This is a genomic window from Streptomyces sp. NPDC020917 (assembly GCF_044333795.1).
Lineage (GTDB): Bacteria > Actinomycetota > Actinomycetes > Streptomycetales > Streptomycetaceae > Actinacidiphila.
This window is the reverse complement of sequence record NZ_JBIRRR010000017.1, coordinates 143429-157699: the sequence shown is the minus strand read 5'-3', so window position 1 is coordinate 157699 and position 14271 is coordinate 143429. Positions and strand designations below refer to the sequence as shown.

9 protein-coding genes are annotated in these 14271 nt (G+C 71.7%); all 9 read right to left on the bottom strand.

The features are described 5' to 3' along the window. Positions 1 to 41: 41 nt before the first annotated feature. The 9 genes from ACH4TG_RS30075 to ACH4TG_RS30035 all read right to left on the bottom strand — a co-directional run bounded on the left by ACH4TG_RS30075 (position 42) and on the right by ACH4TG_RS30035 (position 13896). Entirely contained in the window at positions 42 to 1058 is a 1017-nt protein-coding gene (locus ACH4TG_RS30075) for an ABC transporter permease (protein ID WP_398245715.1), read from the bottom strand. Continuing rightward, the gene (locus ACH4TG_RS30070; RefSeq protein WP_398245714.1) at positions 1055 to 2599 is read right to left on the bottom strand and encodes a sugar ABC transporter ATP-binding protein; all 1545 of its coding nucleotides are present in this window, start codon (positions 2597 to 2599) and stop codon (positions 1055 to 1057) included. Before ACH4TG_RS30070 ends, ACH4TG_RS30075 begins: the two co-directional genes overlap by 4 nt. Continuing rightward, the gene (locus ACH4TG_RS30065; RefSeq protein WP_398245713.1) at positions 2599 to 3765 is read right to left on the bottom strand and encodes a substrate-binding domain-containing protein; all 1167 of its coding nucleotides are present in this window, start codon (positions 3763 to 3765) and stop codon (positions 2599 to 2601) included. Before ACH4TG_RS30065 ends, ACH4TG_RS30070 begins: the two co-directional genes overlap by 1 nt. Before the next feature lie 481 nt (positions 3766 to 4246). Beyond that, positions 4247 to 5317: an aldose epimerase family protein gene (locus ACH4TG_RS30060; protein WP_398245712.1), complete on the bottom strand. Its 1071-nt coding sequence runs from the start codon at positions 5315 to 5317 to the stop codon at positions 4247 to 4249. A gap of 143 nt (positions 5318 to 5460) precedes the next feature. Further along, positions 5461 to 6966, bottom strand: coding sequence for an L-arabinose isomerase (gene araA, locus ACH4TG_RS30055; RefSeq protein WP_398245711.1), 1506 nt, complete (start codon positions 6964 to 6966; stop codon positions 5461 to 5463). 3 nt (positions 6967 to 6969) lie between these two features. Then, on the bottom strand, positions 6970 to 7680 hold the full coding sequence (locus tag ACH4TG_RS30050; protein WP_398245710.1) for an L-ribulose-5-phosphate 4-epimerase: 711 nt from the start codon (positions 7678 to 7680) through the stop codon (positions 6970 to 6972). 58 nt (positions 7681 to 7738) lie between these two features. Beyond that, positions 7739 to 9415, bottom strand: coding sequence for a ribulokinase (araB, locus tag ACH4TG_RS30045; RefSeq protein WP_398245709.1), 1677 nt, complete (start codon positions 9413 to 9415; stop codon positions 7739 to 7741). A gap of 65 nt (positions 9416 to 9480) precedes the next feature. Continuing rightward, a complete protein-coding gene (locus tag ACH4TG_RS30040; RefSeq protein WP_398245708.1) occupies positions 9481 to 10539 on the bottom strand; it encodes a LacI family DNA-binding transcriptional regulator in 1059 nt (352 codons plus the stop codon). A gap of 174 nt (positions 10540 to 10713) precedes the next feature. Next, complete coding sequence (locus ACH4TG_RS30035) at positions 10714 to 13896, bottom strand: arabinofuranosidase catalytic domain-containing protein (protein WP_398245707.1); 3183 nt, start codon at positions 13894 to 13896, stop codon at positions 10714 to 10716. Between the last annotated feature and the right edge of the window lie 375 nt (positions 13897 to 14271).

Below are 14271 nucleotides of genomic sequence, written 5' to 3'. Positions count from 1 at the left end.
GGCTTGGGGGGCCGCCCTCGCCGGTGCGCGACCGGTCGGGGTCAGCCGCGTCTGGCGACGCTCCGGGCACGCAGCCGGTCGGCGGTGATGGCCAGACCGAGGACGCAACCGAGGACGATGTTGGTGTAGTTGGAGTTGATCTGCAGGGTGGTCAGACCGTTGTTGATCAGTTCGAGCAGCACGGTGCCGGCCACGATGCCCAGGATCCGGCCCTGGCCGCCGACGAGGCTCACGCCGCCGATGACGGCCGCGGCGATCGCCGACAGCTCCCAGCCGACGCCGACGCCGCTGGCCGAGCCGACGCCCATCCGGCCGAGCACCATGATCCCGGCGAAGGCGGACAGCAGTGAGCTGGTCACGTACATCGAGATGATGCGGCGGTCGCCGCGGATGCCGGCCAGCCGGGCCGCCTCGGGGTTGCCGCCGACCGCGTACACCTGCCGTCCGACGTAGGTGCGTTCGAGGAAGAACCACGCGGCGACTGCGACGACGGCGAACAGGATCAGCGGCAGCGGGATCTGCGCGACGTAGCTCTGGCCGACGTCGGAGAACAGGCCGCCGATGCCGATGATCGAGGTGCCGGAGGTGATGGCCAGCGTGACGCCCTGGGCCACGGTGTAGGTGACCAGGGTGACGACGAACGGCGGCATCTTCAGCCGGGTCACGGCCAGTCCGTGGATCAGCCCGACGCAGCCGGCGATCACCAGCGTCACCAGGATCGCGAGCACCGGCGGCAGCCCGGCGCGGACGTTGAACCAGGACATCAGGATGACGCTGGTGCCCAGCAGGGCGCCCACCGACAGGTCGATGCCGCCGGTGAGGATGACCAGCGACTCGCCGATGGCGATGAGCCCGTACTGCGCCAGGTCGAAGCCCATGCCCTGCAGGTTGACCGCGCCGGCGAAGGTGGACTTGTCCAGGGCCAGGGCGACGAACACCACCACGCAGGCGGCGACCACGCCGACCTCCGGGGTCTCCAGCAGCCGCCGGGCGAGCGGGGTCCGCGACGCTTTGCCGGCACCGGCCTCGGTAGGTGCCGGAGCGGTACTGGTATTCATGCGCTTGCCTTCCCCTGCGTGGACGCCCCGGCGTTCGTTCCGGCCGCCGCCGTCATGATCGTTTCCTTGCTGAACCTGTCCCGCGGGATGTCCGCGACCACCCGGCCGTGCGCCATCACCACAATGCGGTGGCAGATCCACATCAGCTCCTCCAGTTCGGAGGAGGCCACCAGCACCGACAGGCCCTTCTCCGCCTCGGCGTCGATGAGGTGGTAGATCTCGGCCTTGGCCCCGACGTCCACGCCGCGGGTCGGCTCGTCGAGCAGCAGCAGCTTCGGTTCGGTGGCGAGCCAGCGGCCGAAGACCGCCTTCTGCTGGTTGCCGCCGGACAGGTCGCTGATCGGCTGTTCCTGGGTGTGCAGCCGCACACCGAGGTCCTTGACGATCCGGGCGGCGTGCTCCTTGTCGGACCGGGGGCGCAGCACGCCCCGGCGGCTGATCCGGCGCAGGGTGGTGAGCGTGACGTTCCAGCGCACGGAGTGCGCCGGCAGCAGCGACTGCACCTTGCGGTCCTCGGGCACCAGACCCATGCCCGCCTCCACCGCGTCGGCGGGATGGCGGGGCCGGAAGTCGGCGCCGTCGAAGGCGACCGTGCCGCCGGTGCGCGGCTGCGCGCCCATCACGGTGTGCAGCAGCCGGCTGCGGCCCGAGCCCATCAGCCCCGCCACGCCGACGATCTCGCCGGCCTTCACGTCGAGGTCGACCGGGCCGAGCCCGTCGGCGGTCAGGCCGCGCACCGACAGCGTCGCCGCGCGCTCCACCGAGGACGGCGGCGCCAGGTCCGCGCGGGCGAGTTCGGCGCCGACCATCTCGCGGATCATCCGCTCCTCGGTCGCCTCCGCCGGGGTCAGGTCCGCCACGAGCTTGCCGCTGCGCAGCACGATCACCCGGTCGGCTACCGCCTGGACCTCGTCGAGCCGGTGCCCGATGAAGAGCACCACTCCCCCGGCGGCGGCGTGCTCGCGGGCCAGGTTCAGCACCCGCTCGGCCTCGACCGGGCCGAGCGAGGAGGTGGGCTCGTCGAGGATCAGCACCACCGGGCGCTGTCCCCAGCCCTTGGCGATCTCGATCATCTGCCGGACCGGCACCGGGAAGCGCTCCACCGGCCGGTCCACGTCCACCCCCGTGACGCCGACCTCGGCCAGCAGGATCCGCGCCTCGGCGCGGGTGCGGGCGCGGTCGAAGACCACCCGGCCCAGCGGCCCGCCGCTGCCGGCGGGCCGGCGGCCCAGCAGCAGGTTCTCCGCGACGCTCATCTGGCCCACGAGCGGGAACTCCTGGGCCACCAGGGCGACTCCGAGTTCCCTCGCGTGCTCGGGCCGGCCTGCCGCCAGCGGGCTGCCGGCGATCTCGATGGTCCCCGTGGTGGGGGTGACGGTGCCGGACAGCACACCCATCAGGGTGGACTTGCCGGCGCCGTTCTCCCCCACCACGGCCACGATCTGCCCACGCGCCATGTCCAGGCTCGGTATGTCCAGCACCTTCACCGGGCCGTAGGACTTGCTCACGTCGCGCAGGCGGACGGCGGGCTGGGAATCCATCAGCCGAGGCCCATCTGCTTCAGCTTGGCCTGGTAGTCGGCGAGGTTGGCCTGCGTGACCAGGCCGACGCCGGAGCTCAGCGTGGTGCCGTCCGACTCCAGGTAGGACTTGACGAGGTTCAAGGTGGCGTCCTTGCCGAGCACCTTCAGCGCGGCGAGCAGGTACGCGCCGGTGTAGCCCTGCTGGTAGGGCTGCTGGAGGACGGTGGCCTGGATGACGCCGGACTGGATGAACTTCAGCGTCTGCGGGTCGCTGTCGTCGGAGATGACCTTGACCTTGCCGGTCTTGCCCGCGGCCTGGACCGCCTGGCCGGCGGACGGGCCGTCGTACGAGTAGACGCCGTACAGGCCGTTGACGCCTGCGTTGGTCTGGATCGCGGTCTGCGCGTTCGACAGGGCCTTGGAGGCGTCCATGTTGTCGCTGAGCTTCTGGACGACCTTGATGTCGGTGCCCTTGAGCGCGTCCTCGAAGCCCTGGATGCGCTCCACCGCGTTGGACGCGGTGAGCGAGCCGACCAGCACCACGACCTGGCCCTTGCCGCCGAGCGCCTGCTTCATCGCCTCGCCGGCCTTCTGGCCCGCCTGGTAGTTGGGCGTGCCGAGGTAGAGCGCGGCACCGTCCTCCGGGGGCAGCGGGGAGTCGATCGCCAGCACCGGGATCCCGGCCTTGTTCGCCGAGCTGATCGGCGCCTTGATGGCCGTCGGGTCGATCGCGGAGACGCTCAGACCGGTGATGCCCTGGCCGCGCAGCGTCTGGATGATGGACAGCTGCTGGTCGAGGCGGCCGTTGGCCGGTGCCTGGTAGGTGCCCTTGACCCCGAGGTCGGCCAGGCCCTTGTTGAAGCCGACCTTGCCGGCGTTCCAGTAGTCCACGGCGACGTTGACGACCATCGCCTCGCGCAGCTTCGACAGGTCCTTGCCCGCGAGCGCCTGCTTCAGCGCGTCGTCCAGCTTGGCGAGGTTGGCGTCGTTGAAGGTGATGTCACCCTGGATCGCCGGGGCGCCGGCCGCCGAGGTCGTCCCCGAACTTCCCTTGTCGGACGTAGAGTTGCCGCCGCCCGCGCCGGTCTTGCTGCACGCGCCGACGCCCGCGAGCATCGCCGCCGCCACCACGGCGACCGCGGCCGAGTGTCCCAGTCTGCGCTTACCGGTCCGCACATCACGCATCTTCAACATCCTGTTCCGAGGGCCCACTTGGCCTCTGTTAGCGCTCACACACTTTTCGGGTCGAGAACGGATCTGGCGCCGGCCGCCGGCCGGCACGAGCGCACGCATCGTGGGATCCGCACGTGAGGTCACCGACGTGTACGAAGGCGGCGACCTCCTCGACCTGCGACGCCCCGTCCACCCGGACGCCCGCGGAACGAGCCCGCCTCGCCCGCCCGGGCAGTACCCGGAGGCACTGCCGGCGCACGCGAGGAACCTGTCGTGCTTCCCGCTTCACTGCTTCGCTGAGATTGTTAGCGTTCACTGCCGCTGCGTCAAGGTGTTACACGGAAGAAAAGTTGGCCGTGTCCTGAACGCAATCACGCGGGTGCGGCCCCCATGACAGAAGCCAGCAGCGTCGGGCAACGACGCTGCTGGCAACGGGTCTTGGGAGGTGCGGACACCGCGGTGGCGGCGCCCCAGAGGTGTCAAGGCAGCTGCGTCACGGCTCAACTCCGAGCCGGTACACCGTCGTTGACCGGTAGATCCCACCGGGCTCGAGCCACGTCGACGGGAAGTCCAGGCGGTGCGGCGCGTCGGGGAAGTGCTGGGTCTCCAGGGCGATGCCGCCGTACGGCGCGACGGGACGGCCGTGCAGGTCCGGGAACGAGCCGTCGAAGGCGTTGCCCGTGTAGACCTGGAGGCCCGGTTCGGTCGTCAGGCACTCCAGCCGGCGGCCGGATGCGGAATGGACGAGCCGCGCGGCCGTCGCAGGAGCGCCGGGATCCCCCGGGCCCAGGACCCAGTTGTGGTCGAACCCGCCACCGGCCAGGCGTACCTGCTCGTCATCGGTGTCCAGCACGTGCCGGAGCGTGCGGGGCGCGGTGAGGTCGAACGGCGTCCCGGCCACCGCCCGGGGCGTTTCCGGAACCGGCAGCAGGTCCGCGTCCACGCGGGTGTACCGGTCCGCTGCCACCTGCAGCGCGTGGTCGAGCACGGTCCCCTCCACGCCGCCGGAGAGGTTCCAGTAGGCGTGGTTGGTGAGGTTGACGACCGTGAGTGCGTCGGTGCTGGCGCGGTAGTCGATGCGCAGGTCGCCCTCGTCGCCGAGCGTGTAGGTGACGGCGGCCTCCAGCGTCCCGGGGAAGCCCTGGTCCCCCGCCGGGCTGACGAGACGGAACTCGACGCCGGCCCGGGACCCGTCGCCCGCGGGGCGGCCCGACCACGACCGCAGGTCGAACCCGTCCGCCCCGCCGTGCAGGGTGTTGCCGTTCTCGTTGGCGTCCAGCCGGAGCGCCCCGCCGGGCACCGGCAGCCGGGCGTGCCCGATCCGGTTGGCGTACCGGCCGATCGTGGCGCCGAAGTACCGTGCGGCGCCGAACCGTTCGGCGATGTCGAGTGGGCTGACGAGCACCTCGGCGACCTGCCCGGCGCGATCGGGGCAGCGCACCGAGTGCAGGGCGGCCCCGAGGTCGAGGACATCGGCGGTGACGCGGCCGGCGGCGAGCCGCCAGCGGCGGACCGTGCGGCCGTCGGGAAGGGTGGCCGCAATCGATGGTGTGACGGTGGGCATGGCGCTCCGGGCAGGTGGGACGGCGGGGCGCGGCGCCCACCGTCGATGGGGCTTGTCGAGGGGGGCGGGCCACGGCACGCGTCCGCCGGGCGGGCCCTTCGGCAGGGCGCCGCCCGGCGGAGCGCAAGCGGTGCGGGCCGGGGTCAGAGCCCGCCGGCGAGGCGGTAGTAGGCCTGGTTCCAGCGGATCTCCTTGGCGAACTGCCGCACCGTGGTGTCCTTGTCGATCATCAGCAGTTCGGTGCCGAGCATGTCGGCGAGGTCGCCCAGCTCCTCGGCGCCGACCGCGGAGGACAGCACGGTGTGGTGCGGGCCGCCGGCCGTCAGCCACGCCTCGGTGGAGGTCCTGAGGTCGGGAGCCGGCCGCCACACGGCCCGCGCGACGGGCAGTCGCGGCAGCGGCTCGGCGGGCGGGACGACGTCGATCTCGTTGGCGACCAGCCGGAAGCGGTCGCCCATGTCGGCCATGCCGACGACGACCGCCGGTCCCGGGCGGGCGTCGAAGACCAGCCGCACCGGGTCCTCGCGGCCGCCGATGCCCAGCGGGTGGATCTCGCACGACGGCTGCTCGGCGGCGATGCTCGGGCAGACCTCCAGCATGTGCGCGCCCAGGATCACCTCGCTGCCGGGCACCAGGTTGTAGGTGTAGTCCTCCATGAACGACGTGCCGCCGGGCAGCCCGGCGCTCATGGTCTTCAGGGTGCGCAGCAGCACCGAGGTCTTCCAGTCGCCCTCGCCGCCGAAGCCGTAGCCGTCGGCCATCAGCCGCTGCACGGCGAGTCCCGGCAGCTGCCGGAGCCCGCCGAGGTCCTCGAAGTTGGTGGTGAAGGCCCCGAAGCCGCCGTCCGTGAGGAAGGTGCGCAGGCCCAGCTCGATCCGGGCGGCGTAGCGCAGCGAGTCGTGCCGGTCGCCGCCCTCGGCCAGTTCCGGTGCCAGCCGGTAGTCGGCGGCGTACTCCTTGACCAGCTCGCCGACCGCGCCGTCGTCGATCGAGTCCAGCACGTCCACCAGGTCGTTGACGCCGTAGGTGTTGACGGACACGCCGAAGCGCAGCTGGGCCTCGACCTTGTCGCCCTCGGTGACGGCGACGTCCCGCATGTTGTCGCCGAAGCGGGCGAGCCGCAGCTCGCGCAGCGCGGTGGCGCCCAGCGCCGCGCGCATCCACGCGTGGATCCTGGGCAGCACGGCCGGATCCGACACATGGCCGGAGACCGTCTTGCGGGCCACCTTCAGGCGGGACTGGATGTACCCGAACTCCCGGTCGCCGTGGGCGGCCTGGTTGAGGTTCATGAAGTCCATGTCGATGGTCGCCCACGGCAGGCCGGCGTTGGCCTGGGTGTGCAGGTGCAGCAGCGGCTTGCGCAGCAGGTCGAGTCCGGCGATCCACATCTTGGCCGGCGAGAACGTGTGCATCCAGGCGATCAGCCCGACGCACGCGGCGCTGGCGTTGGCGTCCAGCACGGTGGCGGTGATCGCGGCGGCGTCGGTCAGGACCGGCTTCCACACCACGCGGACCGGTGAGCCGGCGGCCGCGGCCAGTTGCCCGGCGATGCCCTGGGACTGCTCGGCGACCTGGCGGAGGGTGTCCTCGCCGTACAGGCCCTGGCTCCCGGTGAGGAACCAGACCTCACGCACGTCCGACGATGTCATGGTTCAGGCTCCTCGCAGGGTGGACGGCCCGGACTGGCCGTAGACGTTCTGGTAGCGGTCGTAGAGGCGGTCGATGTCGGGCTGCACCAGCGGCAGCGGCTCGCCGAGCTGCCGGGAGATGTGCACCGTGCGGGCCACGTCCTCGCACATCACGGCCGCCTTCACCGCGGCGCGGGCGTCCTTGCCGATGGTGAAGACGCCGTGGCTGCGCATCAGCACGGCCGGCGAGCGGTGGTCCCGGAGGGTCTCGACGATCCCGCGCCCGATGGAGTCGTCGCCGATGAGGGCGAACGGGCCGACCGGTATCTCCGCGCCGAACTCGTCGGCCATCGCGGTCAGCACGCAGGGCACCGCCTCGCCGCGGGCCGCCCAGGCGCAGGCGTAGGTCGAGTGGGTGTGCACCACGCCGCCCACCTCGGGCATGTTCCGGTAGACGTAGGCGTGGGCGGCGGTGTCGGAGGACGGCGCGAGGTCGCCTTCCACCACCCGGCCGTCGAGATCGCAGACGATCATGTTCCCGGCGGTGAGCCGGTCGTAGTCGACGCCGCTGGGCTTGATCACGAACACGTCCCGACCGGGGACCCGCGCGGAGACGTTCCCGGCCGTCCAGACCACCAGCTGGTAGCGGACGAGCTCCTGGTGCAGGTCGCTGACCTGCTGCCGCAGCGAGGCGACCGTCTCGTCGGGCACCGGGGGCGGTGGGCTACTACTCACGGAAGGCTGACCTCGCTTCGAAGGATGAGCGCTCACATTCATGGTGAGCGCTAACAAATCAGGACGCGGTGCCGGGCAGACCGTCCGCCTGCCCGCGCAGCGTACGGAGGCGGTGCATGACGTCGCTACCGCGCCGGCCGAAGTGGTCGTGCAGCGCGCGGTACTCCCGGTAGAGCTCGTCGTAGACGGCGGCGCGGGCCGGGTCGGGGCGGTACGCCTCCCGCTCGATCCTGCCCATCGACGCGGAGGCCGTGCGGATGTCGGGGTACGCGCCCGCGGCGACCGCGGCGTGGATGGCGGCGCCGAGCGCCGGTCCCTGCTCCGAGGCGAGGACGTTGATCGGCCGGTTCAGCACGTCGCTGTAGGTCTGCATGAGGAAGCCGTTCCTGAGCAGCCCGCCGGCCACGGTGAACTGCTCCACCGGCACGCCGGACGCCTCGAAGGTCTCCACGATGGTGCGGGTGCCGAAGGCGGTGGCCTCGATCAGCGCCCGGTAGATGTCCTCGGGCCTGGTGTCGAGCGTCAGGCCGACGATCAGTCCCGACAGGTGGTGGTCGACCAGTACCGACCGGTTGCCGCTGAGCCAGTCCAGCGCCATCAGGCCGTGCCCGCCCACCGGTTGGGCCGCGGCCTTCTCCGTCAGCAGCTCGTGCACCGAGATGCCGCGGGTGCGCGCCTCCTGGGCGTAGGCGTGCGGGGCGGCCGTGCGCACCGCCCAGGCGAAGAGGTCGCCGACGCCGCTCTGGCCGGCCTCGTAGCCCCACAGCCCCGACACGACGCCGTCCTGGACCGCGCCGCACATGCCGGGCACGTCGGCCAGCACGTCGGAGTTCATGATGTGGCAGGTGGAGGTGCCCATGATCGCCAGCATGTGGCCGGGGTCGAGCGCCCGGGCCGCGGCGCTGGTGACGTGGGCGTCGACGTTGCCCACCGCCACGACCGTGCCCTCGCGCAGACCGGTGAGTTCCGCGGCCGCCTTGCTCAGCGCGCCCGCGGGGGTGCCGAGTTGGGACAGCGGGTGGTCCAGCTTGGCGGTGAAGCCGGCGAAGTCCGGGTGCAGGGAGGCGAGGTACGCGTCGTCGGGGTAACGGCCGTCCTGGTGGATGCCCTTGTAGCCGGCGGTGCACAGGTTGCGGTTCTCGGCGCCGGTCAGCTGCCAGACGATCCAGTCGGCGGCCTCGATCCACCGGTCGGCTGCCCGGTAGACCTCCGGGTCCTCGCGCAGCATCTGCAGCGCCTTGGCGTACTGCCACTCGCTGGAGATCTTCCCGCCGTAGCGGGCCAGCCACGGCTGGCCGCTCTCCTGCGCGCGCTCCACGATCAGGTCCGCCTCGGGCTGGGCGGCGTGGTGCTTCCACAGCTTCGGGTAGGCGTGCGGCCGGTCGGCGTACCCGGGCAGCTCGCACAGCGGCGTGCCGTCCCAGGTGGCGGGCAGCACCGTGCAGGCGGTGAAGTCGGTGGCCACGCCGACCACTTGCTCGGGCAGCACGCCGGCCGCGGCCAGGGCGCGCGGTACCGCGAAGCGCAGCACGTCCCGCCAGTCCTGCGGGATCTGCAGCGCCCAGTCCGGCGGCAGCGCGCGGCCGTCCGGCAGGGCCGACTCCACCACGCCGTGCGCGTACTCGTGCACCGCGGTGCCCAGCTCCCGCCCGTCCTCGACGGCGACGACCAGGGCACGGCCCGAGAGGGTGCCGAAGTCGATGCCGACGGTGACGGCGGGTAGATCGGTCGTCATGGTTGTCTCCAGATATGCGGGAAGTTCCGGCCGGCCGCCGGAACTTCCCCATAAGTGTGTGCGTGTCAGGTGGGAGTGGTGCTGCTGCGGACGATCAGCCGCGGCTCGATCACCACGCGCTCGTCGTCCGGCAGCCCGCTCGACTCGAGCCGGCTGACGAGCAGCCGGATGCTGGCCTGGCCGACCGCGGCGAAGTCCTGCCGGACGGTCGTCAGCGGCGGCGCGAAGAACTCCGCCTCCGGGATGTCGTCGAAGCCCGCGATGGCCACCTGCCCGGGAACCGACAGGCCCGCCTCGCGGAACGCCCGCATGACGCCCAGCGCCATCTGGTCGTTCGCCACGAACACCGCCGTCACGTCCGCGGAACGCCGCCGCGCGCCGCTCGCCGCGACCCGGCCGGCCAGTTCCTGGCCGGCGCGGTAGCCCGACAGCGGCGTCCAGTCCCCCACCAGCGGCGGGGGCACCTCGACGCCCGCCTCCTCCAGCGTGTCGCGCCAGCCGCGCTCCCGCGCCTCGGCCTCCAGCCAGTCCGAGGGGCCCGCCACGTGCCAGACCGTGCGGTGCCCGGCGCCCAGCAGGTGGCCGGTCACCAGTCGGGCGCCGAGGTCCTGGTCCACCGAGACGCCGGGGATCGGAAGGGAGTGGCCGCCCTCGACGGTGACCACGGGGAACGGCAGCCGCAGCTCCGCCAGCGCGGCGACGGCGGCGCTGTGCGGGACGATCACGACTATGCCCTCCACCCCCCAGTCGCTGAGGTGGTCGATCGCGTCGGAGAGGGCCTTGGCGCTGTAGCGGCGCAGCGTGACGGCGGAGACCATGAACCCTTCGTCGCGGGCGGCCTCCTCCAGCCCGAAGAGCATGCTCGCCGGACCGAACAGCGTCGGGTTGCAGGCCACCACGCCGAGCGTCAGGGTCCGCCGGGTGACCAGGGCCCGCGCGGAGGAGTTCCGCCGGTAACCCAGCTCCTCGATCGCCCGCAGCACGGCGTCCCGCGTCGTGTCCCGTACATTGGGGTGGTCACTCAGGACCCGTGACACGGTCTGGTGCGACACCCCGGCACGCTGAGCGACGTCCGCCATCGTGGGGGCCCGGCGGGGACCAGTGCTTTGCGCGGTCTGCGACATGCTACTCCGATCACTGTTAACGCCATTGTTAGCGTTCACAGACTGGGTCGTCAAGGCCCGCACCGCAAACTCTCGTGCAGGTCGGCCCCGTTCGGGCGGCGCCGTCACCGCAGCAGGGCTCGGGGTGCCCGCTCCGTGGAGCGGGCACCCCGAGCCCTCGTCGTTACCGCGCGGTCAGGACTGCGGAGCCTGGGCCCACGGCGTGCCCGCGATCCAGCTGGAGTCGTCGGCCCAGCCGGCCGGGGCGTCCTGGGCGTTGCTCCCTCCGTTGCTCGCCAGATAGACGGTGCCGTTGAAGGACCGGATGTACTTCGTCGGGTAGTTCACCGACTGGAACGACACTCCCGTTCCGCTGTTGCCGGGAGTCTGGCAGAACGTCGCGTCCTGGGAGAACAGCGTGCTGCCGTCGTTCGGCTGGAGGTGGAACTGGAAGTTCTGGTGCCGCAGGTAGCTGCCGGGCTTGTTGACCGACTCGAACGAGACGCAGCTCGGGTCGTCCAGGCCCGGGGCTTCCACCCAGGTGGCGTCCTGCTTCACCGCGGCCGGGCTGCTCGCCGTCACCGGGGCGGTGGTCACGAGGTCGTCGGCGTCGTCGTGGACGACGTAGTTCGACGTGCTGCCGGCCGTCGTCATCTGCAGCGAGACCAGCGGCCCCGGGTCGAGCGAGAAGCCCTTATTGGCGGCGCCGGGCGTGGGGTTGTTGGACGTGGTGAAGTCGCTGCAGTTGCTGTCCGTGTCGACGCCGTCCGGGAAGCGGCCGGCGCTGCTGCCCGCACCGGGGGCCGGGACGCGGCAGCCGCCCTGCCCCGAACCCGACGTGCCCTGGTAGCCCTCGGCGGTCCAGGGATCCACGAGGCTGCCGTAGTTGAGGCTGTCGGCGACGTGGCCCTTGCCGTCGGTCAGCACCATGTTGCCCGCGCTCGCGGACAGCGCGGGTCCGCCGAACCACTGGTCCGGCGCGTCCTGTCCCTGGTAGCCGGCGGTCGTGGCGGCCGCGTCGCGCACGGGTGCGTCGATCGCGTGGCGGTGCTGGAGCGGCTGGTCGAGCGTGACACCGGAGCCGAGGGCCTGCACCGGCTCGTTGCTGGCGTGGGCGAAGGCCGTGGCGGGCGTGAAGGTCACGCCGGTCCCGCGGTCGCTGAACGGCAGGTTGGACGAGTGGCCGGACTTCAGGGGCGCGGTCAGGTCGACCCCCGTTCCCGTGGCACCCGAGGTGCCGACCGCGGCGACCGTCACGCTCTCGATCCGCGAGCCGATGTCCAGCCTGATGGTGTCGCCGGCCGAGATGTTGGTGGTCGACGAGACCTTGATGTTGGTCGCACCGGCGGCGGCGTCCGCCGTCAGCCGGGCCTGCGTTCCGGGCTTGCCGACGGCGGTGACCGTCGCGACGTCCAGCTGGTCGCCGTGGCCGAGAGCCACCTTCTGCCCCACGGTGAAGCCGGAGGTGCTGGTCACCGGGACGTTCGTCGAGCCGGCCGGGACGGTGAGGATCGGGCCGTCGGGAAGGGGCTGCCAGAGCGGGGTACTGGCGGCAGCGGCCGTCCCGACTCCGGCGATGGTGCGGGTCTCGGCGCCGAAACCGGTGTCCAGCGTGATCCGGTCACCCGCGTTCAGCCCTGTGGTGCTCCTCAGCTCGACGGTGGTGTCGCCGGATCGGGCGGGCACGGCCAGACCGGACGTGGACAGGCCCAGGACGTAGTGCCCGCCGGCCGGCAGCGTGGTGCCCGGCGGGACGGTCACCGTGGAGGAGACCGCCTGCTGGGTCGGGTGCTCGGTCAGCGTCCAGTGCGAGATGTCGACCGCCGTCGTGCCGGTGTTGGCCAGCTCGATGAACTGGTCGGTGGAGTCGGCGGAGGTGCGGGTGCGGAACTCGTTGATCTTGATCGCGTCGGTGTTCCGCACGTGCTCGGCCGTCGTCGCCGAGCCGGCCACGGCCGATGCCTGGTCCGTCCAGGTCGCGCGGCCGCCCAGGTCGCCCTCGAAGGCGCCCGCCCCGGAGGTGATGGTGAACGTGGTGCTCACGCTCTGCCCCGGCTTGACGGACGCGAAGACGTGCGTGCCCTTGGCCCTGGCGTCCCAGCCGCCGGGCAGCGCGAGGTTCAACCGCACGCCCAGGGCCGGCGACCGGCCGGTGTTCGTGAACGTCAGGGTGGAGTCCTGCGAGGTGCCGGGCGCGAAGGTCTGCAGTCCCGGCGGGGTGTCGGTGGCCGCGGCCGGCGCGAGGCTCAGCTGCTGCACGCCGTAGCGGGCGGCGACGACGTTGGCCTGCACCGCCTGGTCGGTGGCGTCCGACGGGTACCCGGAGGTCATGACGCCCTCGTAGAAGGTGCCCTGGGAGCCGTTGCTGTTGTCACCGCCGTTGCCCAGCACGATGGCGCCCTGCTTGCGCATCGGGTCGTAGGTCGAGTTGACCCGCTGGCCGTCGAACATCGTGGTGAGGGCGCCTTGCTGGGCGTCTCCGCCCAGGGTCGCCCAGTGGTGCGGTTCGCCCTTGGCGACCGCGGTCACGAAGCGGTCCGTGACGCTCGGCAGGTCGGCGCACAGCTTGGACGAGCTGCCCGGGTTCACGCAGCCCACCAGGTTGTTCTCCTGGTCGGTCATGATCCACGGGCCGGGTGCGGCGCCGTGGTACCAGCCGGTGGAGTCGCCGAAGTAGGCGGTCTCCATGGTGCCGTTGCCGTCGTCGCGGCTGTCGGTCTCGGCGTTGCCGTAGTCGAAGCAGCAGCCGTTGTTGTAGTGCTGGCCGTTGATGATCCAGTACATGCCCTCGGACTGGTCGTCCACCGCGATGCCGCGGGTGTCGTTGTTCCGCAGCCCCATGCCCGGCTCGATGGAGACGCCGTAGGCCTTGTGGCCGCCGACGGTGACCGGCGCCATGTCGGCGATCGGCAGGTTGTTGGCCCCGCCCATGGCCGGCCCGCTGAACCCGCCGCGCGGCGCCTGGGTGAGGTCGTTGTGGTTCGGGGACTGGTCGTACACGACACTGATCAGGCACGTGGTGCCGGCGCAGAACTTGTCCTGGGCCGCCGCGTCGGCGTAGCCGCCCGCGTCCGGCACCGGCTGGGACGCCGGGGCGGTCACCCCGATGTCCCGGACCTTGCCGTCCGACGTCCGGCGGACCTGGTACAGCGGCCCGTCGTAGGAGGCGTAGAGCGCGCGGGTGGTGCTGTGCGCGGCCGAGCACGGCGTGCCGGCCTTGGCGTAGATGTCGCACGGGCCCTGGGGCCGCGCCGGAGCGGTCGGGTTCGCCGTGGCCGGCGAGGCGGTCGTGACCGAGAAACCGATCAGCGCGAGCAGGATCGCCGCGAGCGCGGTGATCATTCTGCGGAAGGTGCGGGTGGTGCCGGGTCTGAACATCTCTGGAATCAACTCCTGCGTCGTTCAGTCACCTTGACGAAGATCGCGCCGGCGCCGACTCGGCTTCGCCGCCACGCAGGTTCGGGGGCGGACCGTCGCAGAGCAGCGCACAGGACAGAAGGGCGCACAGGTGTGGGGGGACGTTCGTGGTTGAGCATCCCTGTTCTGTTAGCGCTAACATTCCCGTGCGTGTTAACGTATGGCACTTGACGAAGTTGCGTCAAGGTTTCCTGCACGATTCGGGCTCGGCCCGCTGTGGACGGGCCCGACCTCCAGGCCCATGACCTGGGCCAACCTTCCTTCTACGGCGTCGCGTTGACGTCCCGTCACCAGGGTGAACGCGAACATGGGCGGAGGACGCGGGGTGCCGGCGGC

What these genes read in the sequence shown, in the direction of transcription:
- ACH4TG_RS30075 (WP_398245715.1), bottom strand. Translation starts at nt 1,058, where the DNA reads ATGAATACCAGTACCGCTCCGGCACCTACCGAGGCCGGTGCCGGCAAA.
- ACH4TG_RS30070 (WP_398245714.1), bottom strand. Translation starts at nt 2,599, where the DNA reads ATGGATTCCCAGCCCGCCGTCCGCCTGCGCGACGTGAGCAAGTCCTAC.
- ACH4TG_RS30065 (WP_398245713.1), bottom strand. Translation starts at nt 3,765, where the DNA reads ATGCGTGATGTGCGGACCGGTAAGCGCAGACTGGGACACTCGGCCGCG.
- ACH4TG_RS30060 (WP_398245712.1), bottom strand. Translation starts at nt 5,317, where the DNA reads ATGCCCACCGTCACACCATCGATTGCGGCCACCCTTCCCGACGGCCGC.
- araA (WP_398245711.1), bottom strand. Translation starts at nt 6,966, where the DNA reads ATGACATCGTCGGACGTGCGTGAGGTCTGGTTCCTCACCGGGAGCCAG.
- araB (WP_398245709.1), bottom strand. Translation starts at nt 9,415, where the DNA reads ATGACGACCGATCTACCCGCCGTCACCGTCGGCATCGACTTCGGCACC.
- ACH4TG_RS30040 (WP_398245708.1), bottom strand. Translation starts at nt 10,539, where the DNA reads ATGTCGCAGACCGCGCAAAGCACTGGTCCCCGCCGGGCCCCCACGATG.
- ACH4TG_RS30035 (WP_398245707.1), bottom strand. Translation starts at nt 13,896, where the DNA reads ATGTTCAGACCCGGCACCACCCGCACCTTCCGCAGAATGATCACCGCG.